Genomic DNA, 20,962 nt, shown 5'->3' on the forward strand with positions numbered 1-20,962 from the left:
CGCTCACAGTTCCAGGCCGCGTGGCGTGGGGAGTCCGGCGGGAATGGCCGTCACCAGGATCTCGTGCCGGCCGGTCACGAAGACCTTGAAGCCGTGCTTGTGCAGGCCGCGCCGGGCATCGGTCACGTCGGCCATGAGCAGGCTGGAGTCCGGCCGGGCAAAGTTCCGCACCCGCGCGCCGGGGCTCAGGGTGCCGTCCCGGTAGCGGGCATTCGGGTACCCGAGGATCAGGCCGCCGGTGGGCGTCAGGTGGTGCCGGCGCAGCGCGGCCAGCAGCACGTCCTGCCGGATGCCGGGGCTCTGGAGGAGGCTCAGGGTGATCACCAGATCGAAGCGGCCCAGTTCCGGCCAGGGCAGGGTCGTCACGTCGCTCTGGTGGAAGGTGGCCTGCGGGAAGCGGAGCCGAGCCGTACCGAGCGCCGAAGCGTCCACGTCCACGCCATGCAGGTCGAAGGTTCGCTCCGGGAAGGCCAGCGCCAGGGCGTCGAATTCCCGCGCCCGGTTCACGCCGAGTGCCAGCACCCGCCCGCCTGCCGGGGGATTCACGCGCCGCAGGGCCTCCACGAAGGTCAGCAGGAAGGTGGGGTCTTCGAGTTTGTCCACGCGCGCCCAGTCGCCCTGCGCGCCGTACCCGGCGGCGTCGGGCTCCGGGGTGGGGCCGAAGGCCCGCAGGCGGACGCGCACCCGGCCGGGTTCCATCCGCTCCGGCGTGAGCAGGTGGGCGCTCAGCGCGTCGGCCACCTCGACCCACACGGCCCACGGGCGGTGGACGCCGTGCGGGGTGACCTCGCCCGCGTACAGGCCCACTCCTGCGTCCGGGTCGGGCACGGTGAATGCCACTTCTCCGGCATCACGGAGCGCCCGGCGCAGCCGGGGAAGGATGGTGGACAGGGGGTCGAGGGTAAAGGCAAAGGAAGTGGGCATGAGAAAACCCCGCCAGCATAGACGGGGTTCACGGACAATGGGCTCGGGCGGGTGCCGAAGTTAGCCCTGGAGCGCGGCGGCGAGCTGACGCAGGCCGTCCTGGTCGGCCGCCGGGGCAGCCGGGGCGAGGCTCTCGGTGGCCGCACCCAGATTCGGGAGCAGGGCGGCGGCACCGGCCAGATCGCCGCTTTCCAGGGCGGCCTTCAGGCTGGCGAGGTGCTCGACGACGGTCTCGGCACCGGGCACGCCGTCCAGCGTCTGGTGCCACGAGGTGACGTTGGCGACGGCCGCACTGGCGGGCACGCCCTGAAGTCCGCCCGAAAGGGCATCGATGGTCTGCTTGAGCTGTTCGTTCATGGTTGACCTCCTGAAACTGGGTTGTCCTGCCCGGCCAGCAGATCATCCCGGCAGGCTGCGAAGTGTAGGCCTGCACGCTTCATGAAGCATGCCAAGTGTAAGAAAAATACCGTCCTGGCACGGAATTTGAGGGGAGAGCTACGGTGATCGGGCAGGGTTTGCACTGGCCTGACGAAGTGACCTCCCGCCCCGATCTCACTGGTCTGCAACTTGAAGTGCTGCTGACCCGCGTGTTCCTGAAGGCCGCCGATCCCGGCCCGGCCCACGCGCGCCTGCGCCTGCGCTTCCTGCACACCGATCCGGATGCCTGCGTGCTGGTAGACGGACGGAGTGGCGCGTCGGTCATCACCACCGGACTGCTTGCCCGGTCAGGCACGGCCGACCTGACCTTCCACCTGCGCGGCCCCGGCGCGCACCGCTTCTGGCGCGGCGACCTGAACGTCGTGGCGGCCATGACCGACGGCACACTTCGCATTGAAGGCGCGCTCCTGCGCGCTCTGGCCCTGGCGCCCGGCCTGAAACTGGTACAGGCGGCCTACCGGGAATTGATGGATGAACTGGATTGATATGCCTAGGCTAGCGTGTGGTTCACAGCAAGTCTAAGCTGCTCTAAAGATCAACCGAGAGAAGTGCGTCGCAGCGGGAATGGAGCTTTCTCCCACTCTCTGGAATAAAGAGCAATGGTAGCTGCGAGGTACTTAACCGTCGCGCTCAAAAATGACTTGCTGGGTCGCCATATCAACTTCTTTCGACCGCCAGCCGGACGACAACCAGGCTTTAGCCTGTGAATGATTCGGATCATTCGCCCACCAAGCCCGATAAATCGCGGCAGACGCCGGCAGATCGGAGCCATGAGCTCTCCTAACGTCGGCAAAAGACATCTGAATCCTACATTCCTTAATATCACTAAAATATTTAGTGAGTCTGCCGTATTTTCCAGACACTCTGACCTCACCTCGTCCACGACTTGAACGCAGGGGCTGTACAGTTTCCCAAATCATTTCAGCGCTTGCCTCAGTGGGAAAGTCGAGCTTGAGGATTTGAATACCGTCCTCGACGAGCACCAGGGAAATGTTTTTCATGAAGATACTTTAGTACCAGATATACTAAACTCTCAGTACCCCCGGTGCCTAACCACTGCTCCCTGCGCCTCCAGCCACTGCGTGACCGCGCCCACGGCGGCCTTCACGCCCGGCGTGATGATCGGGCCGCCGAACTTCGCGAGCCGCACCAGATGCGTGCCGTCCTCACGGCCGGTGATGCCGATCAGGACTTCCTGCGTGAGTTCCCCCTCGACGACGTGTGCCAGGGTCACCCAGCCGTCGCGGCGCAGACTGCCGTACAGATCGAGCAGGATGACCGTCCAGGTGCCATGCGGACTGCGAACCGTAACCTTGTCGAAGTCAGTGGGGGCAAACGTGGCGGGCAGGGTCAGAACGGCGTGCGGCACAGTGGATTCGTCCTCCGGGTAGGGGCGCAGATCGCCGTGGGGCACGGGCGCGTGGGCGGTGGGCGTGAAGCGGGCGTGGTGGGCATCGAGGCCCAGGTCGCGCCATTTCTGGGCGTACTTCGTTTCCAGAGCGGCGGCGGGCGGCGGGCCGACCTGCACGGCCATGACACCGCTCGCGTGGGCTTCCTGCACCGCGAAGTCGAAGTACTCGTCGTGATCCGTGGTGAGCAGCACCTCGCCGCCGGGCTTCAGGCGACTGGCGGCCAGCCGGAAGAAGGGCGCGCGCAGCAGGCGGTGTTCCGTGTGCCCGGCCTTGGGCCACGGATCGGGGAAGTTCACGATGATCCGGTCGAGTGCGCCGTGCGGGATCACCTTGCGCAGCAGCACGTCGGCGGGCAGTTTGGTCAGCAGGCCGCTGCCCAGGCCCGCCTCCGTCAGGCGTCGGTGGGCTTTCAGGAGGGATACGCCGGAGAGTTCCACGCCCAGGTAGTTCGGCGTCTCCGGGAAGGTGGGAGCGTAGTGGGGCCAGAAGCGGCCGTCACCGAAGCCGATCTCCAGCATCCATGGTCGCCCCGGCGTGTCCGGGTACAGCCGGGCTGGAGCGTCCGGAAAGTGGAAGTCGCCCAGGCGATAGATCATGCGTCTCCCTCCAGAAGGTCGGCGGCGAGGCGCGCGGCATCTGTCAGCACGCTGGCGTAGGTGTGATCGCCCGGCGTGCACTGGCCCAGCATGCACACCCGTTCCAGGCGGTTCACGCGGAAGCCGCTCAGTTCGGTCGGTGCGGGGGTCAGGAACCGCACGTCGTAGGCGGGGGCGCCGTCCACGCTGGCGGCGGTTCGCTCGGCCCCGACCAGCCAGATGCCGCTGCGCGCGAGGTCGTCGGCCAGGAAGTCGTAGGCGACCTCGCTGAGCCGCCCGGCCTCCTCCATGCCGTCTCCGATCAGCAGGCGGCCCTTGAGGAACGCGCCGACCGCCAGCACCACCTGCCGCGCGTGCAGCTGCGGGCCTTCCCAGGTGGCCAGCACGACCTGCTCATGCTCCTCGTCCAGGGCAGTCACCGTGCTCTGCAACAGGTGAATCCCGCTGGTGGCCTCGATCTCGGCTTTCAGGTTCCGGTGGAAGGTCCAGCCGTCCGTGTCGGGCGCAACGCACCGCTGCACCAGGGCGAAGACGCTGTCTGGCGGGAAATCCGCCCCGCCCGTGGTCGGCTGGTACAGCGTGCCCAGATGGTCGAGGGCCTGCGAGACGAGCAGCACGTCCCGCCCGGCGAGCGCGAGCCGCCACGCGAGTTCCGTCCCCGCCAACCCGGCCCCGACGACGGCGACGTCGTACAGGTGGCCGGGCTGCGGGCGGCTGCGGGGAGCGCGTCCATGTTGAGACTGAGGGCCGAACATCGCCCAGAAGTGTAGCCCAGCCGGTCAGGGGCACTTTTCCGGCGGCGGGCCCGTACCGCCTGGTCAGTGTCGTCCGGCCTCGGCCTGCGCCATCAGGGCGGCCGTTTCCCGCTCCTCACCGCGCCCACTGACGGCCAGCGCGGCGTGGACATTCACTCGATCCTGCGCGGTCTTGTTCTGACTGAGCTTGAATTTGCCCTCCAGCCGCGCCACCCGCACCTCGAAGGTCACGACGCCTGCCAGCATCCGCCGCTCGAAGTCCGGGGGGATGGCGGCCATGTCCGGCGTGAACTGCGCGACCAGCGAGAAGGCGATCCGTCGCGTCTCGTCACCGTCTACCACGCGGGCGGGGCCGGTCGCGTGCACGGCCGCGTAGTTCCAGGTGGGGACGTTCGGCGCGGAGGCGTACCACGCCGGGTCGATCAGCGCATGTGGCCCGTGGAAGATCACCAGCACGTCGCGTCCAGACCCGAAGTGCTGCCACTGCGGATTGGCCCGCGCGAGGTGCGAACGCAGGAACACGCCGCCGTCCGCGTCCGGCTCGACCAGCATGGGCAGATGGGTGGCGAAGGGCACGCCGCCCGGCGCGGTCACGAGCATCACGAAGGGGTGGGCGCGCATGAACGCGAGCAGCTCGGCCTGATCCTGGTTACGAAAGTGGGCGGGCACGTACATACCCCGAGGCTAAAGCCATGGGCCATAATCGCGACAGGGCCACTTCCTCGTCCGCCGGGCAGACCACCGCACATACTGGACGGCGTGACCCTCAATGGCGGCTACGCCTACCCGTCCACCGTGCAGCGCGGCGGACAGACGGTGCTCGAGTTCCTGACGGCCCACTACACCCACTCGGATCGGGCCACCTGGGCCGCGCGGCTCTCGGCGGGCGAGGTGGCCCTGGACGGGGTGCAGGTGTGGGGATCCGAGGTGCTGCGGGCCGGGCAGGTGATCGTGTGGCGTCGCCCCCCCTGGCGGGAAGAGGACGCGCCCCTGCACTACGGCGTGCTGTACCAGGACGGCGGCCTGCTGGCCGTGAATAAGCCGTCGGGTCTGCCGACGCTGCCGGGGGGCGGCTTTCTGGAGCACACGCTGCTCAGTCTGGTACGCCGCGATGTGCCCGGCGCGTCGCCGCTCCACCGGCTGGGGCGCGGGACGAGCGGTGTGGTGCTGTTCGCGCTGGATGGGCAGGCAGGATCGGCGCTGGCCCGCGACTGGCGGGATCACGCAGTCCGCAAGACCTACCGGGCGCTCGTCTCGGGCGTGGTGGGGCCGAACGCCCTGACGGTCACGGCCCCCATCGGCCCGGTCAGGCATCCCCGGCTGGGCACTGTGCACGCGGCCACCCCCGGCGGCAAGGCGGCACGTTCAGACCTGCGGGTCGTCGAGCGACGACCGGACACCACAACACTGCTGGACGTGGACATCCACACCGGGCGGCCGCATCAGATCCGCGTCCATACGGCGTTCGCCGGGCACCCGCTGCTGGGCGACCCGCTGTACGCACCGGGCGGTGGCGTCCTGCCGGATCTTCCGGGCTTGCCGGGCGACCTGGGATACCACCTGCATGCGTGGCAGCTGTCGTTCACGCATCCCCGGACGGGTGCCGTGGTCACGGTGCTCGCCCCCCTACCTGGCGTACTGGCACGAACGGGCGAAACACGGCAAGATAGTGAATGTGAGTAATGCCACAAGAAAGTCGGAAGTCGGCACGGGTTCCCCGGGCACCGTGATCCGGTGACATGAGGGAAGGGCGGCCGCGCGGGAATCGGGACGCTTCGCCGTCCCGCGCGGCTGTCATGGTCTCGCAGCGGAGCCGGCCGTGACGCCGTTCCTGGGGCCCGACCGGTCGTTGCTGGCCGGCACGTCCGGCTGGCTGGTTCTGCTGCTGCCGCTGACCCTGCTGAGCGTGCTGCTGTGCAGCGTGTTCATCCGCACGGCGGATCACCAGCGCCAGACCCTGCTGCTGCTGGCCGACACGACCGCCGGCACCAACCGGTACAGCGCCCTGGAATGGCAGGCCATCGGCAGCACGACCCTGAAGCCCGCGTTCTGGGTCGAGGTGCAGGCCAGCCGGGCCACCCTCACCGGCCTGCTCCAGGCACTGCAACGCGCTCAGGCGGCCGAAACCGCCGGTCTGGGCGGCTGGATCCAGGGCCGGCGGGCCCAGCCCACGGCGCCCTCCCTGGGCACGGTCATCGGCCTGCTGGGCGAGTACCTGCGCGCCACGGACGGAGAGTTCTTCCTGCTGCGCATCGGCGACCGGACGGGTGGGCGCGGGCTGGACGAAACGCGCGTCGATCCCCTGGCCACCCGCCTGAACGAGGTGACCGCCCATCTGCGCCGAACCAGGGCGCTCGAGGCCGGCCGCACCGTGATGCTGGCGGTGGGCCTGAGCGTGATGACGCTGCTGTGCTCCCTGGTCACGGTGGGCGTCCTGGCCGAGCGGCTCAGGCAGAACCGGCGCGCCGCCCAGGTGCACGAGCGGGAACGCCAGGAGGAACGCGAGCGCGAGAACCGCGATCCGCTGACCGGCCTGTGGAACCGCCAGGAACTGCACCGCCTGTTCGCCCGCTGGACGGCCAGGGGGGCGCTGAGCGTGCTGGTGCTCGACCTCAACCGCCTGCAGGCCATCAACGACAGCGGCGGGCACGCCGCCGGGGACACGCACCTGCGCCGCGTGGCGCTGGCCCTGCTGGAGGTCAGCCAGCCGCACGGCCTCGCGGCCCGCTGGGGGGGGGACGAGTTCGTGCTGCTGCTGCCGGGCGTGAGCGTGCAGGGCGCCCACCACCTCGCCGAGCGGGCCAGCACGCTGCTGGAAACGTCCGGTGATCCCCTGCCGCCCTTCGCGTACGGTGCGGCGCACGTGCCGGAGGCGACCTCGCTGGAACGGGTGCTGGCCCTGGCGGACGCCGCCATGTACGAGCACAAGGAACGGCAGCGCGTGGACGTCGCGCGGCTCGGCCAGGGCGCGCGGGTGGGCGTGACCGTCGAGGAATTCACGTCCCGGCTGGAGCAGCTGGAAACGCCGCAGGAGGTGCTGGGCGAGGGGCTGGAGCTGGCCCGCACGGTGCTGGACTTCCAGGCGAGCGTGTCCCTGGAACGCGTCGGGGACGGGTTCATGCTGCGGCAGCTGGACGGCGAGATTCCAGGTGACGCGCGCGCCGCCCTGGAGGGCCGCCTGTACCACGCAGGCGACGGCGTGACCGGGCAGGCCATCGCGCTGAGCGCCACCCGCTGGAGCAACGACTACCCCGCCGAGGAGTACGCGCTGGACGTCTGGGTGGCGGGCGGCCTGAAGAGCGTGGTGATGGTGCCCGTGCGCTACGGGGGCCGCATGATGGGCCTGGTCGGCCTGCTGAACTTCAGCTCGTGGCGGGTCGTGACGCCCCAGGCGCGGCGACTGCTGGAAGCGCTGGCCTCCCGGCTGGGGCACACCTACGAGCGGGTGCAGGCGGTCGAGAGTGTCCGCACCGCCCTGCAGGGTGGCCTGCTCGCGCTGGGCGTGGCCCTGGAGGAACGCGACCTGGAAACGGCCGGGCACACCGCACGGGTCGTGGAACTCGCCGGGCAGCTGGGAGCGCGCCTGGGCATGAGCGCGTCGAAACTCGACGCGCTGCGGCAGGGCGCGTCGCTGCACGACATCGGGAAACTGGTCATTCCGGACGCCATCCTGCTCAAGCCCGGCCCGCTGTCTCAGAGCGAGTGGAACGTGATGCGCAACCACGCCGAACGGGGCTACGAGATCGCGTACCGCCTGTCCGGCCTGCTGCCCACCACCCTAGACGTGATCCGCAGTCACCATGAGCGCTGGGACGGCACCGGCTACCCCGACGCCCTGAGAGGCGACGCGATTCCGCTGCCCGCCCGCATCTTCGCGGTGTGCGACGTGTACGACGCCCTGACGCACGTCCGCCCGTACAAGGCCGCGTGGTCTCACGGAGCGGCCGTCGCGGAGATCCGCGCCCACAGCGGCACCCACTTCGACCCGCAGGTCGTGGAGGCCTTCGTGACGCTGATCGGCCCTGATCCCGACGTGAGAGAGGCCGCTGTGGACACCCCCCGCTTCCCGCACCCCTGACCCGAACCGCGCTGGCGAGCGGTCAGTCGAGCAGATGCGTCCGCTGGCGTTTGGCGGCGTACATGCGGTGATCCGCGCGGCGCACCCAGGCCGTCAGGGTGTCGTCCGGGAGCGCCTCGGCCAGTCCAGCATTCACGTACGGCGCGCCCGGCGTCGGCCAGGCCCGCGTCTGCACGTCCCGCAGGAACGCCTGCACGCGCCCCTGCGCGGCGTCCAGGGAACCCGGCAGCAGCGCAGCGAACTCGTCCCCGCCCAGCCGAAACACGTGCCCGCTCCCGGACGCCAGGGTCACCAGGGCCGCGCCGAGGCCGTGCAGCACCTCGTCGCCCACCTGATGGCCGTGGGTGTCATTGATGCCCTTGAAGTCCTGCACGTCGATGACGACCAGCGTGACGGCATGCGGGCGGCTCAGGATCGCGCCGACCTGGGAAGTGAAGGCGCGGCGGTTGAGCAGTCCGGTCAGCGGATCGGTTCGCGCCTCATGCTCGACGCGCTCGTGCAGCGCGGCATTCTCCAGCGCGACGCTGACGTGGACGCCCAGCAGTTCCAGGAATTCCAGGTCCTCGGGCGTGAAGGCGCCCGGCAGGTCGCTCTGCACGGACAGCACCGACACTGGCGCGCTGTCAGGCCGCAGGGGCACGCCCATCCAGGAACGGGTGATTGGCCGGCCGGATTCGGCGTTCAGGCGGAACACCGTGAGCCGTTCGCGCGTCAGGTAGGTCTCCAGGTCGTTCTCCAGGCGCAGGCGTCCGGCGAGCACACGCTCCAGCAGGCCGTCGTCGCGCGGCTGGACACGCTCGCTCACGCTGGTGTCGCCTTCCAGGGTGCGGGTCGCCCAGCCCCCGTCCGCCGTGCGGGTGGCGAGCAGCGTGACGGGCGCGGTGAACAGCGTGCGGGCCTCGCGGTGCACGGACTGCACGAGTTCCTCGGTGCGGACGCTGCGGGCCAGGGTGGCGGCCACCTGCACCAGCGAACGGTACCGGGCAATCTGACGGTTCAGGTCAGTGGGCGCCGTGGTCATGCCTGCGGTCAGTATCGCACGCCGGGGAATCACAACCCAGCGGGTACCGACCCAGAAAGCGGGCACCAGAACGCGCAAATCCGGGAACGTGACCATGGCACGTGGCGCGCTGCCATCGGCCGTCTGCCCCGCCAAGGAGGCCCGAGATGGTGTCGTTTCCGGCCACGAGACGACTGGACACGGATCCCCTCCCGCCCGGCATCTGCGCTTCCCTTTCCCCTCTCCTTCGTCCACAGTGGCAGGAACGCATCACGCAGACCCCGCACCCGGCCCGACCGATGGCCGAAGCGTGCCGGATGACGCCCAAGGAGAATGCCATGACCTCACCATCACTGAATGCATCCCTGCTCGACGCCACACTGGCCGCCGAGGTGCTGCACCTGGCCCGCGCGGGTGGCGCGGATTTCTCCGAACTGTTCGTGGAGGACACCCTGAGCACCCAGCTCAGGCTGCACCAGGGGGAATTGAAGGACGCGGGCGGCGGGAACCTGTACGGCGCGGGCCTGCGCCTGCTGTACGGCACGCGCGTGGTGTACGCCTACACCAACGACGTGACGCCGGCCGGCCTGCGCGATCTGGCGGGGGCGGTGGCCCGCGCGCAGGGAGGGAGCGGCCAGGTCACGCGGGACGGCGTGGGCGGGCTGGACTTCCGGACTGTGGACGCGAGACCGCTGTACGTGGCCCGCCAGCACCCGCTGGCCACCTCGAAGCGCGACAAGCTGGCCCTGATGCGCCGCGCGCACGGCGGCGCCGCCGGGGTGGGCGACGTGCAGACCGTGGACGTCACGTACACCGACCGGGTACAGCGCGTGCTGATCGCCACCTCCGAGGGGCTGTGGGCCGAGGACGAGCGCGTGCAGACCCGGCTGTACGTGAACGCCATCGCGCAGGACGGCACGCTGCGCGAGAGCGGGTACCACGCGCCGGGCGCGTCGCGCGGCCTGGAGTTCTTCGAGGAGGTCACGCCCGAGAGCATCGGCGCCGAGGCCGCCCGCATCGCGAACGCCATGCTGCGCGCCGGCTACGCGCCCGCCGGGAAACTACCGGTGGTGATCGGGAACGCCTTCGGCGGCGTGATCTTCCACGAGGCCTGCGGCCACATCCTGGAAACGACCGCTGTGGAGAAGAACGCCAGCGTGTTCGCCGACAAGCTGGGGCAGCAGATCGCGGACGCCTGCGTGACGGCCATCGACGACGGCACCCTGCCCGGCTCGTGGGGCATGGTGAACGTGGACGACGAGGGCATGCCCGCGCAGCGCACCGTGCTGATCGAGAAGGGCATCCTGACGTCGTTCATGGTGGATCGGCTGGGCGCGCAGAAGACCGGGTATGCCCGCACCGGCTCGGGTCGGCGGCAGAACTACACCTACGCTCCCGCGAGCCGCATGAGAAGCACCTTCATCGACAACGGCGACCGCACCCCGGACGACTTGATCCGCAGCGTGGATCACGGTATCTACGCCCGCACCATGGGCGGCGGCAGCGTCAGCCCCGGCACCGGGGACTACAACTTCGCCGTAAACGAGGCGTACATGATCCGCAACGGGCAGATCGCCGAGCCGCTCAAAGGGGCCTCACTGGTGGGCAACGGCGCGCAGGATCTGCTGAACATCGTGGGCGTGGCTGGGGATCTCAGCCTGGGGCAGGGCATGTGCGGCAGCGTGTCGGGCAGTATTCCGACGGACGTGGGGCAGCCGCACCTGCTGATCAGCGCGATCACCGTGGGAGGCCGCGCATGACCGCCGAGCAGCTGAGCATCGCGGAGGCCCGCACCTACCTGCTGGAGCGCGCCCGGCAGCGGAACGTCGAGCTGGAGGTGTACGCCGAGCGGGACACCTCCACGAGCATCAAGGCCTTCGGCGGCGAGGTCAGCGAGTTCAAGCTCCAGGCCCGTCAGGGATTGGGGCTGCGCGCCCTGGTCGGCGGCGCGTGGGGTTACGCCTTTACCGAGAACCTCTCCCGGCAGGCGCTGAACCGCGCGCTGGATACCGCTGTCGAGAACGCGAGCCTGGTCGCCCCGGAGGCGGGCTCCGCGCTGTCCGACTGGCCCGCTCCGCCGGCCCTCGACCTGCACGGCGAGGGCCTGAGCGGCGTGAGCGTCGAGCAGAAGGTGCAGTCGGCGCTGGCGCTGGAGGCCGCCGCCCGCACCGCCGATCCCCGCGTGACCAGCGTGCCCTACAGCTCGTACTCCGACAGCGACACCGACACCCTGCTTGGGAACACGTATGGCCTGGAGCGCGGCGAGAAAGCCCTGCACGCCTTCACCTACGTCGCGCCGCTGGTCAGCGAGGACGGCCAGAACAAGATGAAGGGCGAGTGGCAGTTCACGCGGGAATTCACGGAACTCGACCCGACCCGCACCGCCCTGGAGGCTGTCCGGAAGAGCGCCGCGCTGCTGGGCGCGCAAGCTGCCCCAAGCGGCACCTTCCCCGCCGTCATCACGGGCGAGTGCCTGGGCAGCCTGCTCGCGCTGTTCGCCCCGATGTTCAGCGGAAAGATGGTCGAGGAAGGCAAGAGTCCCCTGGCGGGCCGCCTGGGCCGCGTGGTCGCCAGCCCGCTCGTCACGCTGGTCGACGACCCCACGTTGCCGCGTGGCCTGAACTCCCGCTCCTTCGACGCCGAGGGCCATCCCAGCCTTCCGCTCACGCTGATCGACGCCGGAACGCTGAGCGCCTTCATGCACAACGCCCAGACGGCCGCGCGGGCCGGCACAAGCAGCACCGGTCACGCCAGCCGCTCCAGTTACCAGGGCACGGTGGGGGTGGGCCACAGCAACCTGCTGATGCACGCCGGCACCACCGCGCCGGATCAGCTCTCCCAGGGCGTCACGGGCGTCCAGCTCACCGGCATTGCCGGCGGACACGCAGGTGCCGATCCGTACACGGGTGATTTCAGCCTCCAGGCCGAGGGCTTCTGGATCGAGGACGGACACGTCGCGCACCCGCTGGAGGTCTACACCGTCGCCGGAAACATCCTCGACGTCCTGCGAGACGTGCAGGCGGTCGGCACCGAGATCGAGTGGACGATGCACGCCGCCGGGGCGCCCGCCGTGCGCGTGAAGGCACTGGCCGTGGGTGGGAGCTAAGCGGGATTCGATGCCTACAGGTTCTGCGCCGAGCACCCGAGACCTGCTGCACCAGCTTGAGCGCTGGGGACGGTCAAAAGCGCCAGCTGCACTCGCCGATCTAAGGCCAGGAGCCACACAGACTGCCCTTGATGAACTTGAGCAGCTGATTTCGTTTCCACTCCCGGAGGCGTTCCGAGCGCTATACAGCTGGCATGACGGCCAGAACTGGAATATGGGCGGACTGTTCAGCCTCGGATTCCTGAGTCTGCAAGGCGTCAAGAGCGAGTGGAAGATGTGGCGTTCCATCGAGCAAGCCTCGCCCGGAATGGATGATCTCGGAGATTTCACCTCCACGCCTCATCACGCGATTCAGCTCAGGTACTCAACGCCGGGCTGGCTAGGTTTTCTCACAGACACTGCCGGAGACACGATAGGACTGGATTTCACCCCTGCCCCTTCGGGAGTGCCTGGTCAAATCATAGGTTTTGGACGAAATGCTGAACACAAATATGTGCTTGCAGACTCGCTCCACGACTTTCTAGATGAATACCTGCAACGGCTGCTTCTGAAGCAATACACACTTGAGCATTACGATAACCATCCCATTCCATACGTCATGCTTCACGATGAGTTAAGTCGACCTCCCGAAGTCATCAGGAACGTGACGGATTACTTCCCGTGGTTCGGCGCAACAGCGAAAATGCCGTAGAAGCGGGTCAAGATCACCTTTCTGAGACTGTCCTCTCTGCTGGCGAATGTTTAGAAGTCGTGGAATTCATGTCCACCTCAGCCCGCTCTCTCCCCCGCCCGCACCGCCCCTTTCAGCACGTTCTGCGGCGGCGCGAGCGGGCAGCTCCAGCGTGGGTCGTAGAAGCACGACGGGTGGAACGCGAAGTTGAAGTCCAGCACAAGTTCCCCAGCCAGCGTGCTGCCCAGGTCGGCACTCTTGGCCGTGTCGAGCAGGTAGCGGCCGCCGCCGTAGCTTTCGCGGCCACTGGTGGCGTCCCGGAAGGGCAGGAACACGCCGCCGCCATACACGTCGATCCAGTACACGTCCAACGTCCCGACCGGGAGGCTCACCCGTCCGAAACGCACCAGCGGCATGGCCTGCCCGGTTGAGGACGGGACGGTCAGGCGCTCCTGCGGCAAGGGCTCCACGGGCGCGGTGAAGGCCAGGGCGGGATCGTACGGCCAGACCGGCAGGGTGTCGAAACCGGTGCGGGCCTCGGACAGCAGCGGGGACTGGGAGTGCGTTGTGAACAGCCGATTCCGTTCCGCCTGCCACAGCGCGTGCGCGGCCACAGGATCGCGTTCCCGTTCCTCGCGCACGCGGGCGTACAGGGCCCCGACCTGCCGCCGCCAGTCGAGCAGGTCGAGCCAATCGGCGTCGGGAGAGGTGGAGTCAGGAGTCATGCGGGCCATGCTACGCAGATCACGGCGGATGTACTGGGACGTCAGGTGGCTGGGCGGCCTACTATCAAGAAGGTGGATCGACTCGCGCTTATTCCATCTGACACGCTCTACTGCTACTCACTCCGCCTCGGTCAAAGCGGTCACTACGAGACGTGGTATTGCCCGTACTGGCAAGGACAATCCACAGGGCCACTGGAAGATCGCTGGGGCGAGTGCGCCATTCTGGAAAAACGGGATACGCCGCACTCGCCCAACAAGCTGTGGGATCGCGTCAAGGCCGCCAAATGCCCGGAGCTTCCATGCGTAAGATCTCTCGACCCCTGATCCAGGGCGACGGTCTTCACGCCATCCTTACACGCTGCCGGATGTGCCAGACGGGACACTTTCTGCCCCAGTGCGGGCGTATCCTGCCCTCATGAAGTGGCTTTCGGATCGTGCGCTTTCCCCCGTCGTGGACAAGGTGGAGGCCGGGGAACGCCTGTCCTTCGACGAGGGGATGAGCCTGTTCCACACCCGTGACCTGAACGCCCTGATGCGCCTCGCGAACCACCGCAAGGAGCGCCTGCATGGCGACAAGGTGTACTTCGTGCACTCGATGCGGCTGGAGTTCACGAACATCTGTTATGTGGGCTGCACCTTCTGCGCGTTCGCGGCACACAAGAACGAGGAGCGTGCGTGGGACTACTCGCCTGAGGAGGTCGTGGCGCAGGTGCAGCGGCGCTACCTGCCCGGCATCACGGAACTGCACATGAGCAGCGGGCACCATCCGAACCACCCCTGGGCGTACTACCCGCAGATGGTGCGCAACCTGCGCGAGGCCTTCCCGGATCTGCAGGTGAAGGCCTTCACGGCGGCCGAGATCGAGCATCTGAGCAAGATCTCCAAGAAGTCCACGCTGGAGGTGCTGCGCGAGCTTCAGGATGCGGGGCTGAGCGCCATGCCGGGCGGCGGCGCGGAGATCTTCGCGGATCGCGTGCGGCACCAGGTGGCGAAGAACAAGGTGAAGGCGGAGAAGTGGCTGCAGATCCACAGCGAGGCGCACTTGCTGGGCATGCGCACGAACGCGACCATGCTGTACGGCCATATCGAGACGCTGGAGGAACGCCTGGATCACATGGATCGCCTGCGCACCCTGCAGGACGACTCGCTGGCGCGCTTCGGCGGGGGATTTCACGCCTTCATTCCGCTGGCCTTCCAGCCGCTCGGGAACTCCCTGGCGCAGAACCTCGGCAAGACGGATTTCACGACGGGGCTGGACGACCTGCGGAACCTCGCGGTGGCGCGCATCTACCTCGACAACTTCCCGCACATCAAGGGGTACTGGGTCATGATCGGCTCGGAACTCACGCAGGTGTCGCTCGACTGGGGCGTGTCCGACATCGACGGTACGATTCAGGAGGAGCACATCGCGCACGCGGCCGGGGCGACCAGTCCCATGAAGCTCAGCGAGCAGGGCATGATCCGCATGATCCAGGCCGCCGGGCGCACGCCTGTGCTGCGCGACGCGTACTACAACGAGCTGGAGGTCTTCCCGGCCACCGTGGAGGCCGCCGACTGAGCATGGCGGCCCCGTCCGACGCGCCGTCCTCCCAGCCCGCCCCGCTCCACGACGGGCAGGTCAGCGACCTGGACGCCGTGCTGATGCTTGACGAGATGTGGAACGCCGCGTACCACCACCGCGATGCCGGCCGCATGGCGGGCGTCCTGGCCGACGACTGGATGGCCTTCTTTCCCGATGGCACGGTGATCTTCAAGTCCGACCTGCTGGACGGCATGACCCGCAACCCGCCCGCCACGCTGGTCTTTGAGCGTCACGCCAGCCGCGTGTATGGCGACGCGGCCGTCACGCGCGGCACGCTCTACGCGAACGGGGAGCGCGTGCAGAGCTTCCTGCGCGTGTACGCCCGCCGGGACGGCAGTTGGCAGGCCGTGAGCGTGCAGGTGGTGCCGTGACCGTGGACGCGCTGGTCTCCAAGATTCGGGCGCTCCCCAGGCGCCCGGCCCTGATCGCCGTCGAGGGTCAGGGCGGCAGTGGCAAGAGCACCCTGGCGCAGCGACTGGCGGCCGCCTTGGACGGCGTGGTGGTCACGGGCGACGATTTCTACCGGGTGATGCCGGAGCCGGAGCGCGCCGCGCTGACGCCCGAGGAGGGGTACCGCCGGTACTTTGACGACGACCGCCTGCGCGACGAGGCGATCGTGCCGCTGAAGGCGGGGCATCCGGCGCGGTACCGCCGGTACAACTGGGAGCAGGGCGGTGGCCTGGGAGCCTGGGTGGACGTTCCGGCAAGCCCCTTCGTGATCGTGGAGCGAACGTACGTCACGCGGCCGGAACTGCGGGGGCTGTACGACTTCATCGTGTACGTGGACACGCCCACGCCCATGCGGATGGCCCGGCTGGACGCGCGCGGTTGGAACGGCGATTCGGCATGGCCCGCCCGCTGGGAGGCAGCGGAGGTGTGGTTCCAGCAGCAGGAGCGCCCGCAGGCGTACGCCGACGCCATCGTCCGGGGGGATTCGGCATGACCTACCGCGCGGGCTGGATTCATTTCACGAATGTCGCGCCGATTCTGGATTCGCTGGCGCTGCCCCAGGGCGTGAGCGCGATCACCGGCGTGCCCACCGAGATGAACGACGCGCTGCTGTCGGGCCGGGTGGATATCGCGAACATCAGCGCGGTGGAGTTCATCCGGCATGCGGACGTGCTGGAGGCGCTGCCGGATTTCAGCGTGGCGGTGCTGGGGCCGGTGTACTCGGTGAACCTGTTCCACACGCGCCCGCTGGCCGCCCTGCGGCGCGTGGCCCTGACCAGTCAGTCGGCGATGAGCGTGGCGCTGCTGGAGGTGCTGCTGCGGGAGCGGGGCCTGTCGCCTGCGCTGGAGCGGGCCGAGGGCACGGCGGAGGACCTGCTCGCGGCGGGCTTCGACGGAGTACTCCGGATCGGGGACAGCGCGCTGCGCGAGTGGTACGGCGTGGTGGGGCCGCTCACGTCGGAGACGACCATGACCTCGCTGCCGCACACGGCCAGGGGCATCACCGTGACGGACCTGGCCGAGGAGTGGTTCGAGCTGACCGGCCACCCGTTCGTGTTCGCGGTGTGGGCGTACCACAAGGACAACCCGCCGCCCCCGGCGTTGATCCGGGCGATGCGCGAGGCGAGGCGCGAGGGCATCGGGCATCTGGCGGAGGTGGCCGGACGACACGCGCGGAAGCTGGGGTTGCCGGAGCGGGTGGTGCAGCATTACCTGTGGAACTTCCGCTACCACCTGGAAGCGCCGGACCGGCTGGGTCTGGAGGAGTTCGCGGCGAAAGCCGTGCCGGGGCATGCGCCGCTGCGCTTCGGAGCCCGGCCGGGCGCGGCCGTGCTGGCCCGCTGAAGCGGGGTCAGGTCAGCCGGTCGAGGGGCCCGAGGGCGACCACGGACAGGCGATCCAGCGGGCACAGCGTCAGGACGTCCTGCACGTCCTGCACGGTCAGGCGCTCGAAGCGCGCCACGAGTTCCGGAACGGTCACGATCTGCCCGGTCGCGAGGTATTCCATTCCCAGGGTGAACAGCCGGTCCTGCGGGGTGTCGGCGCGCAGCAGCAGGCTCACGGCGTGCTTGCGGGCGGCGCGGCGCACGGCGTCCGGGGTGATCAGGTCGGCGGCATTCGCCAGGATGGTGCGGTAGGTGTCCAGCACGGCCTGGGTGCGCTCGGGATCGCAGGAGAAGCCACCCTCGAAGATGCCGGCGTCGTGGTAGTCGAGGTGACTCAGGTCGGCGCTGTCGGCGAGGCCGGTGTCGATCAAGGCCCAGTACAGCGCGCCGCTGTCGCCGCCGATCAGGTCGGCGAGCACGCTGGCCGCCTCGCGCAGCGGGTGCGTGATGCTCAGGCCGGGCGCGGCCGTGGCGACCTGCACGCGGCTCAGGGCGTGATCCGTGATCAGGCGCAGCGAGCCCGGGTGCGCGGGTGTGGCGGGCACAGCAGGCGGCGCAGGCGGGGAACCGGGCCACGTGCCCAGCGTGTCCTGTGCCCAGCGGAGCACGGCCGCCGCGTCGATGGCCCCCGTGACGGCCAGCGTGATGCGCCCCGCCCCATAGCGGTCGTGGTGGTTGCGGCGCAGCGCGTCGGGGCTCAGGGCGCTGACCGTCTCGGGCGTGCCCAGGATCCGGTACCCGAGAGGGTGCGCGCCCCAGTAGTCGGCATGCAGTTCTTCCGCGACGCGCACGGTGGGCTGATCCGCGTACATGGCGATCTCTTCGAGGATCACGCCGCGTTCGGGTTCGATGTCTGCCGCCCGCAGGGCGGGGCGCATCAGCTCGGTCAGGGTGGCCAGCAAGTCTGCCGTGCGTTCGGGAAGGCTGGCCGCGTGGTACACGGTCGCCTCCTCGCTGGTAAACGCATTGGCGTGGCCGCCCAGGTCGTCCAGGCGGGCGTTCAGGTCGGCGGCACTGACGTGTTCGGAGCCCTTGAACAGCAGGTGCTCGATGAAGTGGCTCACGCCCATCTCCTGCGGCGTCTCGTCGCGGGCCCCGGTGCGGACGAAGTACCCGGCGGCCACCGTCTGCGCGTCCACGTCCGGGTCGAGCAGAAGGGTCAGGCCGCCCGGTAGGGTGTGGCGCTGGGCAGTGGTCGCGGAGGGGGTGGACGGATCAGGCATGGAAGAGCTCCTGCGGCCCAAGCGTCACGAGACTCAGGTCGCGCACCGGGTGGTACCCGGCCAGGAAGGCATTGACCCGCTCCAGCGTGAGCGCGGCGAGCTGGGCGCGCAGTTCCGCGAGCGGCCGCACCCGGCCGAACAGGGCGACGTCGCGGGTCAGGGCTCCGGCGCGGGCGCGCAGGCCCTCGGCGCCGAAGGTCACGCTGGCGTGCAGGCCGGAGCGGGCCCGCTCGAACTCGGCGGCCTCCAGGCCACGCGGCAGGCGGCCGAGTTCCGCGAGCAGCACCTCCAGCGTCTCGGGCGCGCGTTCCGGAGTGCTGCCTGCGTAGGTGGCCAGGAAGCCCTGGCCGCCCAGGATGACCGGCGAGGCGCTGACCGCGTAGGCGAGGCCGCGCTCCTCACGCACGGCGTGGAACAGGCGGCTGGCGCTGCCGCCGGACAGGGCGCCCAGCGCGACCTGCCACGGCAGCCAGTCCGGGTGACCGGGAGACACGCCGGGCGCGGTGAGGCTCAGATGCGTCTGCTCAGCGTCGGGATCGCCCAGGTGGGCGCGGATGTTGGCGCTGTAGGGGGCAGGTAGAGCGTCGCTCCGACCGGCCCGCAGGTCGCCCAGGCGGGCTGCGACGGTCGCCAGCGCCTCCTGCGGGTCGAGGTCCGCGACGAGGCCCAGCACGCTGCCCGCCTGCCCGAAGCGGGTCAGGTGGGCGCGCAGCCCGGCAGGAGTCAGGGCCGCCAGCCCCAAAGGCGTGCCGCTGGCCGGGTGGCCGAAGCCCGCGAAGGGTGAACCCGCCGGGCGCGGGAACGCCAGCCCGCGCGACGCGACGGCCAGCCGATCCGTGGGGCTGTCCCGCAGGGCCTCCAGATCCTGCCGCGCCAGATCCGTCAGGATGGGCAGTTCGCTGTCGGGCAGATCTGGGCGGCTCAGGACGTCGGCGGCCAGGGCCAGAGAGGCACCCAGGTCGGCGGCCAGGCCGCCGATGCTGATGCGGGTCGCCTCCAGGCCCACACCCCCGCCCCGGCGGACGCCCAGATCGTCGAAGGCGTCCTGCAGGGCGCGGGCATTCCGGCCCGCCGCGCCCTTGAACAGCCATTCCTCCAGCACGCCGGTCGCGCCCTCCAGGCCGACAGGGTCGTGGGCACTGCCCGACGGCAGGCGCAGGTCGAAGGCGAAGCCGGGGGTGCGGCGGCGTTCGAAGGCCACCCGGAGGCCTCCGGGTAGCGTCCACAGCGACGCCGTGGCTGGCGCGGTGGGTTCAGGGACGCCGGGAGCGTCGGTCGAGCGGACGGGCACCGGGGGATTCTACTCTGCCTGCCGCCGGGAACACCCGCGTCTCCCCACCGGGGCTCACACCCGTGGGTGGAGGCGCAGCGGGCTTGACGCTCGGAGGTCTGGCCCTTAAATTGGTATCGTCACCAATCCAGTCCGGCCTCCCGCCATGTGCTTACGATCTGCAGAATTCGATCTTTCAATCTGCTCCTCGTCCAGAACGATCTAAGCCTAGCTCCCAGTGGTACCGTCACCATTCCCGGCAACCCTGTGATTCAGAAGGAAGTGTTCCATGAGTAGGCCCAGCCTGCGGGACGTGGCGCGGCGCGCGAACGTCGGCACGACCACCGTCTCCCGCGTCCTGAACAACCACCCCAACATCTCCGAGGGCACCCGCGCGCGGGTCGTGGCGGCCATTGAGCACCTCGGGTACCTCCCGGACGTGGGCGCCCGGCACTTCCGGCTGGGACGCACGCATGCCGTGTCGGCGCTGCTGCCCATGATCGGCACGCCCTTCTACGAGACGCTGCTCACGGCGCTGCACGCGCCGCTGGTGAATGAGGGTTTCGACCTGGCGCTGTTCCCGCTGCTGGGCTCACAACGCGTGCGGAGATATCGGGAGCCGGGCGCGCTGGCGTACCGGGCCGACGCCCTGCTGATCGTGTCGCAGAACCCGGACGAACTGTACGGCGCGGCGCCGCCCTTCCGGGGGCCGACGGTGCTGGTCGACGCCCAGCATCCCGGCTATCACAGCGTGTCCTTCGACAACCACAGCGCCGGTCGGCTGGCCGCCGAGTATGCCCTGGACCGCCGCCTGCCCATCGTATTTCTAGATGGTGCGGACGCTCCGGACGCGCCCGGTTCCCCCGTGTTCGTGGCCCGCCGAACCGGCGTCCTCCAGACGCTGGGCCGCCACGGCATCCGGCCCGCGCTGACGGTGAGTGTGGCGTCGGATCAGGACGGCCTGCGTCACGCGGCGCGTGACATCGCCCTGCAGCGCCCCGCTGGCCCCTTCCTGATCCTGGCCATGACCGACGACCTCGCGCTGGGCCTGCGTCAACACCTGCAAGACCACGGCCTGCGCCTGGGCGAGGAGTACCTGCTGCTCGGCTTCGACGGCAGCGCCGCCGCTGCGGCCGCCGGCCTGAGCAGCGTCGTGCAGCCGGTACAGGCCATGGGGGAGGCGGCCGCCAGCGTGCTCCTAGGCGCCTTGCGCGGGGAGCTCACCACGATCGTGCAGCAGCAGTTTGCGCCCACCCTGCGTGAGGCACGCAGCACCAGCCTGCGGGTCGGGGCCGCGTGAGGGCCCGACCGAACGCCCAGGGGCCGCCGGGCCACCCACGCGGCCCGG

The 20,962-nt window shown here is 69.4% G+C and carries 21 protein-coding genes; 11 read left to right on the forward strand and 10 right to left on the reverse strand.

All coding sequences use genetic code 11. The features are described 5' to 3' along the window. Positions 1-3 precede the first annotated feature (3 nt). Together E7T09_RS11175 and E7T09_RS11180 are read right to left on the reverse strand one after the other, a co-directional pair. Positions 4-924 carry a bifunctional 2-polyprenyl-6-hydroxyphenol methylase/3-demethylubiquinol 3-O-methyltransferase UbiG gene (locus E7T09_RS11175; RefSeq protein ID WP_136389255.1) on the reverse strand — a complete coding sequence of 307 codons (921 nt, stop codon included), beginning with the start codon at positions 922-924 and terminating at the stop codon, positions 4-6. A gap of 60 nt (positions 925-984) precedes the next feature. Beyond that, positions 985-1,281, reverse strand: coding sequence for a hypothetical protein (locus E7T09_RS11180; protein WP_136389256.1), 297 nt, complete (start codon positions 1,279-1,281; stop codon positions 985-987). 176 nt (positions 1,282-1,457) lie between these two features. Here E7T09_RS11180 and E7T09_RS11185 point away from each other — a divergent pair, with 176 nt between their 5' ends. Next, a complete protein-coding gene (locus tag E7T09_RS11185) occupies positions 1,458-1,847 on the forward strand; it encodes a hypothetical protein (protein ID WP_136389257.1) in 390 nt (129 codons plus the stop codon). A gap of 132 nt (positions 1,848-1,979) precedes the next feature. Here E7T09_RS11185 and E7T09_RS11190 read toward each other — a convergent pair whose 3' ends face one another. The 4 genes from E7T09_RS11190 to E7T09_RS11205 all read right to left on the reverse strand — a co-directional run bounded on the left by E7T09_RS11190 (position 1,980) and on the right by E7T09_RS11205 (position 4,800). After that, positions 1,980-2,363, reverse strand: coding sequence for a hypothetical protein (locus E7T09_RS11190; protein WP_136389258.1), 384 nt, complete (start codon positions 2,361-2,363; stop codon positions 1,980-1,982). Positions 2,364-2,395: 32 nt separating this feature from the next. Next, positions 2,396-3,370, reverse strand: a complete 975-nt coding sequence (locus E7T09_RS11195; RefSeq protein WP_136389259.1) for a tRNA (guanosine(46)-N(7))-methyltransferase TrmB — start codon at positions 3,368-3,370, stop codon at positions 2,396-2,398. Next, positions 3,367-4,125: an FAD-dependent oxidoreductase gene (locus E7T09_RS11200; RefSeq protein WP_136389260.1), complete on the reverse strand. Its 759-nt coding sequence runs from the start codon at positions 4,123-4,125 to the stop codon at positions 3,367-3,369. The genes E7T09_RS11195 and E7T09_RS11200 overlap by 4 nt, the downstream gene beginning before the upstream one ends. Positions 4,126-4,188: 63 nt before the next feature. After that, positions 4,189-4,800: an FMN-binding negative transcriptional regulator gene (locus E7T09_RS11205; RefSeq protein ID WP_136389261.1), complete on the reverse strand. Its 612-nt coding sequence runs from the start codon at positions 4,798-4,800 to the stop codon at positions 4,189-4,191. Between the two features lie 84 nt (positions 4,801-4,884). On the opposite strand from E7T09_RS11205, the gene E7T09_RS11210 reads away from it, so the two are divergent. Then, entirely contained in the window at positions 4,885-5,808 is a 924-nt protein-coding gene (locus E7T09_RS11210; protein WP_240741752.1) for an RluA family pseudouridine synthase, read from the forward strand. A 136-nt stretch (positions 5,809-5,944) separates the two neighbouring features. After that, the gene (locus E7T09_RS11215; protein WP_136389263.1) at positions 5,945-8,203 is read left to right on the forward strand and encodes an HD domain-containing phosphohydrolase; all 2,259 of its coding nucleotides are present in this window, start codon (positions 5,945-5,947) and stop codon (positions 8,201-8,203) included. Between the two features lie 22 nt (positions 8,204-8,225). Here the strand turns inward: E7T09_RS11215 and E7T09_RS11220 are convergent, their stop codons facing one another. Further along, positions 8,226-9,224, reverse strand: a complete 999-nt coding sequence (locus E7T09_RS11220) for a sensor domain-containing diguanylate cyclase (RefSeq protein WP_168734811.1) — start codon at positions 9,222-9,224, stop codon at positions 8,226-8,228. Between the two features lie 317 nt (positions 9,225-9,541). Between E7T09_RS11220 and E7T09_RS11225 the strand changes: the two genes are divergently transcribed. From E7T09_RS11225 to E7T09_RS11235, 3 genes are read left to right on the forward strand one after another with little or no spacing between them, the layout of a single operon-like run. Then, complete coding sequence (locus E7T09_RS11225) at positions 9,542-10,963, forward strand: TldD/PmbA family protein (RefSeq protein ID WP_136389265.1); 1,422 nt, start codon at positions 9,542-9,544, stop codon at positions 10,961-10,963. Continuing rightward, positions 10,960-12,309, forward strand: coding sequence for a TldD/PmbA family protein (locus E7T09_RS11230; protein WP_136389266.1), 1,350 nt, complete (start codon positions 10,960-10,962; stop codon positions 12,307-12,309). Before E7T09_RS11225 ends, E7T09_RS11230 begins: the two co-directional genes overlap by 4 nt. Positions 12,310-12,319: 10 nt before the next feature. Next, positions 12,320-13,000, forward strand: a complete 681-nt coding sequence (locus E7T09_RS11235; protein WP_136389267.1) for an SMI1/KNR4 family protein — start codon at positions 12,320-12,322, stop codon at positions 12,998-13,000. Between the two features lie 77 nt (positions 13,001-13,077). On the opposite strand, the gene E7T09_RS11240 is transcribed toward E7T09_RS11235, so the two are convergent. Then, positions 13,078-13,704, reverse strand: coding sequence for a DUF1684 domain-containing protein (locus E7T09_RS11240; RefSeq protein WP_136389268.1), 627 nt, complete (start codon positions 13,702-13,704; stop codon positions 13,078-13,080). A gap of 415 nt (positions 13,705-14,119) precedes the next feature. On the opposite strand from E7T09_RS11240, the gene mqnE reads away from it, so the two are divergent. From mqnE to E7T09_RS11260, 4 genes are read left to right on the forward strand one after another with little or no spacing between them, the layout of a single operon-like run. After that, the gene (mqnE, locus tag E7T09_RS11245; RefSeq protein WP_136389269.1) at positions 14,120-15,262 is read left to right on the forward strand and encodes an aminofutalosine synthase MqnE; all 1,143 of its coding nucleotides are present in this window, start codon (positions 14,120-14,122) and stop codon (positions 15,260-15,262) included. A 2-nt stretch (positions 15,263-15,264) separates the two neighbouring features. Beyond that, entirely contained in the window at positions 15,265-15,657 is a 393-nt protein-coding gene (locus tag E7T09_RS11250; protein WP_136389270.1) for a nuclear transport factor 2 family protein, read from the forward strand. Beyond that, positions 15,654-16,229 (forward strand): uridine kinase, encoded by a 576-nt coding sequence (locus E7T09_RS11255; RefSeq protein ID WP_168734812.1) that lies wholly within the window; start codon positions 15,654-15,656, stop codon positions 16,227-16,229. Before E7T09_RS11250 ends, E7T09_RS11255 begins: the two co-directional genes overlap by 4 nt. Further along, a complete protein-coding gene (locus tag E7T09_RS11260; RefSeq protein WP_136389272.1) occupies positions 16,226-17,080 on the forward strand; it encodes a menaquinone biosynthetic enzyme MqnA/MqnD family protein in 855 nt (284 codons plus the stop codon). The genes E7T09_RS11255 and E7T09_RS11260 overlap by 4 nt, the downstream gene beginning before the upstream one ends. Positions 17,081-17,087: 7 nt before the next feature. Here E7T09_RS11260 and E7T09_RS11265 read toward each other — a convergent pair whose 3' ends face one another. Beyond that, positions 17,088-18,344 carry a pitrilysin family protein gene (locus E7T09_RS11265; RefSeq protein WP_136389273.1) on the reverse strand — a complete coding sequence of 419 codons (1,257 nt, stop codon included), beginning with the start codon at positions 18,342-18,344 and terminating at the stop codon, positions 17,088-17,090. Next, positions 18,337-19,635, reverse strand: a complete 1,299-nt coding sequence (locus tag E7T09_RS11270) for a pitrilysin family protein (protein ID WP_136389274.1) — start codon at positions 19,633-19,635, stop codon at positions 18,337-18,339. The genes E7T09_RS11265 and E7T09_RS11270 overlap by 8 nt, the downstream gene beginning before the upstream one ends. 268 nt (positions 19,636-19,903) lie before the next feature. Between E7T09_RS11270 and E7T09_RS11275 the strand changes: the two genes are divergently transcribed. Next, positions 19,904-20,914, forward strand: a complete 1,011-nt coding sequence (locus tag E7T09_RS11275; protein WP_136389275.1) for a LacI family DNA-binding transcriptional regulator — start codon at positions 19,904-19,906, stop codon at positions 20,912-20,914. The last annotated feature ends 48 nt before the right edge of the window (positions 20,915-20,962 follow it).

The organism is Deinococcus sp. KSM4-11 (assembly GCF_004801415.1).
GTDB lineage: Bacteria > Deinococcota > Deinococci > Deinococcales > Deinococcaceae > Deinococcus.

Excerpts from the sequence above, each read along its gene's own strand:
- E7T09_RS11190 (WP_136389258.1), bottom strand. The coding sequence starts at position 2,363 with ATGAAAAACATTTCCCTGGTGCTCGTCGAGGACGGTATTCAAATCCTC.
- E7T09_RS11235 (WP_136389267.1), top strand. The coding sequence starts at position 12,320 with ATGCCTACAGGTTCTGCGCCGAGCACCCGAGACCTGCTGCACCAGCTT.
- E7T09_RS11230 (WP_136389266.1), top strand. The coding sequence starts at position 10,960 with ATGACCGCCGAGCAGCTGAGCATCGCGGAGGCCCGCACCTACCTGCTG.
- E7T09_RS11260 (WP_136389272.1), top strand. The coding sequence starts at position 16,226 with ATGACCTACCGCGCGGGCTGGATTCATTTCACGAATGTCGCGCCGATT.
- E7T09_RS11180 (WP_136389256.1), bottom strand. The coding sequence starts at position 1,281 with ATGAACGAACAGCTCAAGCAGACCATCGATGCCCTTTCGGGCGGACTT.
- E7T09_RS11265 (WP_136389273.1), bottom strand. The coding sequence starts at position 18,344 with ATGCCTGATCCGTCCACCCCCTCCGCGACCACTGCCCAGCGCCACACC.
- E7T09_RS11275 (WP_136389275.1), top strand. The coding sequence starts at position 19,904 with ATGAGTAGGCCCAGCCTGCGGGACGTGGCGCGGCGCGCGAACGTCGGC.
- E7T09_RS11225 (WP_136389265.1), top strand. The coding sequence starts at position 9,542 with ATGACCTCACCATCACTGAATGCATCCCTGCTCGACGCCACACTGGCC.
- E7T09_RS11205 (WP_136389261.1), bottom strand. The coding sequence starts at position 4,800 with ATGTACGTGCCCGCCCACTTTCGTAACCAGGATCAGGCCGAGCTGCTC.
- E7T09_RS11175 (WP_136389255.1), bottom strand. The coding sequence starts at position 924 with ATGCCCACTTCCTTTGCCTTTACCCTCGACCCCCTGTCCACCATCCTT.
- E7T09_RS11220 (WP_168734811.1), bottom strand. The coding sequence starts at position 9,224 with ATGACCACGGCGCCCACTGACCTGAACCGTCAGATTGCCCGGTACCGT.
- mqnE (WP_136389269.1), top strand. The coding sequence starts at position 14,120 with ATGAAGTGGCTTTCGGATCGTGCGCTTTCCCCCGTCGTGGACAAGGTG.
- E7T09_RS11250 (WP_136389270.1), top strand. The coding sequence starts at position 15,265 with ATGGCGGCCCCGTCCGACGCGCCGTCCTCCCAGCCCGCCCCGCTCCAC.
- E7T09_RS11195 (WP_136389259.1), bottom strand. The coding sequence starts at position 3,370 with ATGATCTATCGCCTGGGCGACTTCCACTTTCCGGACGCTCCAGCCCGG.
- E7T09_RS11240 (WP_136389268.1), bottom strand. The coding sequence starts at position 13,704 with ATGACTCCTGACTCCACCTCTCCCGACGCCGATTGGCTCGACCTGCTC.
- E7T09_RS11200 (WP_136389260.1), bottom strand. The coding sequence starts at position 4,125 with ATGTTCGGCCCTCAGTCTCAACATGGACGCGCTCCCCGCAGCCGCCCG.